Below are 2,243 nucleotides of genomic sequence, written 5' to 3'. Positions count from 1 at the left end.
GACCTGCATATCGACGGGGCGGATTTCAACCTGCGGGTCCAGCAGGCCGGTGGGGCGGATCACCTGTTCGGTGAACACACCGCCGGTCTGTTCGATCTCCCATTTCGCAGGGGTCGCCGACACGAACACCGATTGCGGGCGCATCGCGTCCCATTCCTCGAACTTCAGGGGGCGGTTGTCCATGCAGGAGGGCAGGCGGAAGCCATGTTCGGCCAGGGTGAACTTGCGCCGGTAGTCGCCCTTGTACATGCCGCCGATCTGGGGGACCGAGACGTGGGATTCGTCGGCGAAAACGATGGCGTGATCGGGGATGAATTCGAACAGGGTGGGGGGCGGTTCACCCGGCGCGCGGCCGGTCAGGTAGCGCGAATAATTCTCGATCCCGTTGCAGACGCCGGTCGCCTCCAGCATCTCCAGATCGAAGGTGCAGCGCTGCTCCAGCCGCTGGGCCTCCAGAAGTTTGCCCTCGCCCTGCAACTGCTTCAGGCGCAGGGTCAGTTCCTTGCGGATGCCGGTGATCGCCTGCTGCATGGTGGGGCGGGGCGTGACGTAATGCGAATTGGCGTAGATGCGGATTTTTTCGAATGTATCGGTCTTCTGCCCGGTCAGCGGATCGAATTCGGTGATGCTTTCCAGTTCCTCGCCGAAAAAGCTGAACTTCCACGCCCGATCCTCAAGGTGGGCGGGCCAGACATCGACCGTATCGCCCTTGACCCGGAAAGCGCCGCGCTGGAAGGCCGCGTCGGCGCGGCGGTATGCTTGGGCGACCAGGTCAGCGATGAACTTGCGCTGTTCATAGAGTGACCCCACCGCCATGTCCTGGGTCATCGCCGAATAGGTCTCGACCGAGCCGATGCCGTAGATACAGGAGACGGAGGCCACGATGATCACGTCGTCGCGTTCCAGAAGCGCACGGGTGGCCGAGTGGCGCATCCGGTCGATCTGTTCGTTGATCTGGGATTCCTTTTCTATGTAGGTGTCCGAGCGGGCGACATAGGCTTCGGGCTGGTAATAGTCGTAGTAGCTGACGAAGTATTCGACCGCATTGTCGGGAAAGAAGCCCTTGAATTCGTCGTATAACTGCGCGGCGAGAGTCTTGTTGGGGGCAAGGATGATGGCGGGGCGCTGGGTTTCCTCGATCACCTTGGCCATGGTGAAGGTCTTGCCGGTGCCGGTGGCGCCCAGCAGGACCTGATCGCGTTCGCCGTCGATCACGCCGGTGGAGAGTTCTGCAATGGCCGTGGGCTGATCGCCCGCCGGGGCGAAATCGGTTTTCATCACGAACCGCCGCCCGCCTTCCAGTTTCGGCCGGGTCAGAACCTCCGGACGGGGAGAGGGGGCGTTGGTATTGTTATGCGGCATGGGCGATTCCTCCGGTCCCGCAGATTTGATCTGTTTTTGTTCCGGTTCAAGGGTGGGATGCCCGATTGTTGTCTGCATCGCAAACGGCCGGGGTTTTCCGCTGATTTCGCGTGAATCTCGAAGGGCTCGAAAATAAATTTAAACAAGTATCAACTGTAGGTTGAAATGCGATAAGAAGAGGCGTAGCGTGATCTTGCAAGCAGCAACTGACTGCCGGTCATAGGCACCCACCCAGCCACCACCACCCACCTTCGCTCCCTAGAGCGCCGACCGGCAGTCAGCCTTGCACCCCACCCGCATCGTCTCTGGTCAAATGCCGTCGTTCGCGCCATTTTCCGGGTTGCACGCTGTGCAAGGCGGCCTTTCACGATTGTCCGTGGTTGCGCGCGGATAGGCGCTCTATATCTGGCCCAACGAAGATCCTTATAGCGGAGCCGACGATATGCTTGCTGCGACACAGAAATCCGGGCCGGTGGCAGAGGCGCTGCGCATGATCCACCTGACCATCCGCCGCCTGACCCTGGTGGCATCTAATGAGCCGGCACCCTACTGGGCCGACTTCCTGCGCGAGACGCGCGAGCGCTGACAGCACGGCTTTTGGTGCTTCGGGTATGGTTCAGGGTTCTCCTGAAACGCGTGGGTCTGGAAACGAAACCGCCCCGGTTGATCCGGGGCGGTTTCGTTTTGGCACCCGGCGACTTTAGTCGGGTTTTTCGAGCCGCCCGGACCCGTGCTACACTCCCCCCGTCAGAGGTGATCCGTTACCCGACTTTCCAGTAAAGACCTTTGTCGCCAGAGAGCGATCATCAAACGGGGGGAACCATGTCTCATAAATATGCCGGTGGTTGCGACCACGTCCATGTCCATTCCGACGCCGAGCC

Annotated in this window: 2 protein-coding genes; one reads left to right on the top strand and one right to left on the bottom strand. The window is 60.7% G+C overall.

Annotated features, from left to right (window positions below; translation table 11 throughout):
• Positions 1-1,362 (bottom strand): DEAD/DEAH box helicase family protein (locus tag WBB85_RS15015; RefSeq protein ID WP_432639409.1); only part of this gene is annotated, 1,362 nt, incomplete at its 3' end.
• Positions 1,363-1,804: 442 nt separating this feature from the next.
• On the opposite strand from WBB85_RS15015, the gene WBB85_RS15010 reads away from it, so the two are divergent.
• Positions 1,805-1,948, top strand: coding sequence for a hypothetical protein (locus WBB85_RS15010; RefSeq protein ID WP_432639408.1), 144 nt, complete (start codon positions 1,805-1,807; stop codon positions 1,946-1,948).
• Positions 1,949-2,243 lie beyond the last annotated feature (295 nt).

It is taken from the genome of Albidovulum sp. (assembly GCF_049646345.1).
Taxonomy (GTDB): Bacteria; Pseudomonadota; Alphaproteobacteria; order Rhodobacterales; family Rhodobacteraceae; genus Albidovulum.
This window is presented reverse-complemented; position numbering and strand designations above follow the sequence as displayed.

Bases quoted from the DNA above. Each gene is read 5' to 3' on its own strand.
- WBB85_RS15010 (WP_432639408.1), top strand. From the start codon at position 1,805: ATGCTTGCTGCGACACAGAAATCCGGGCCGGTGGCAGAGGCGCTGCGC.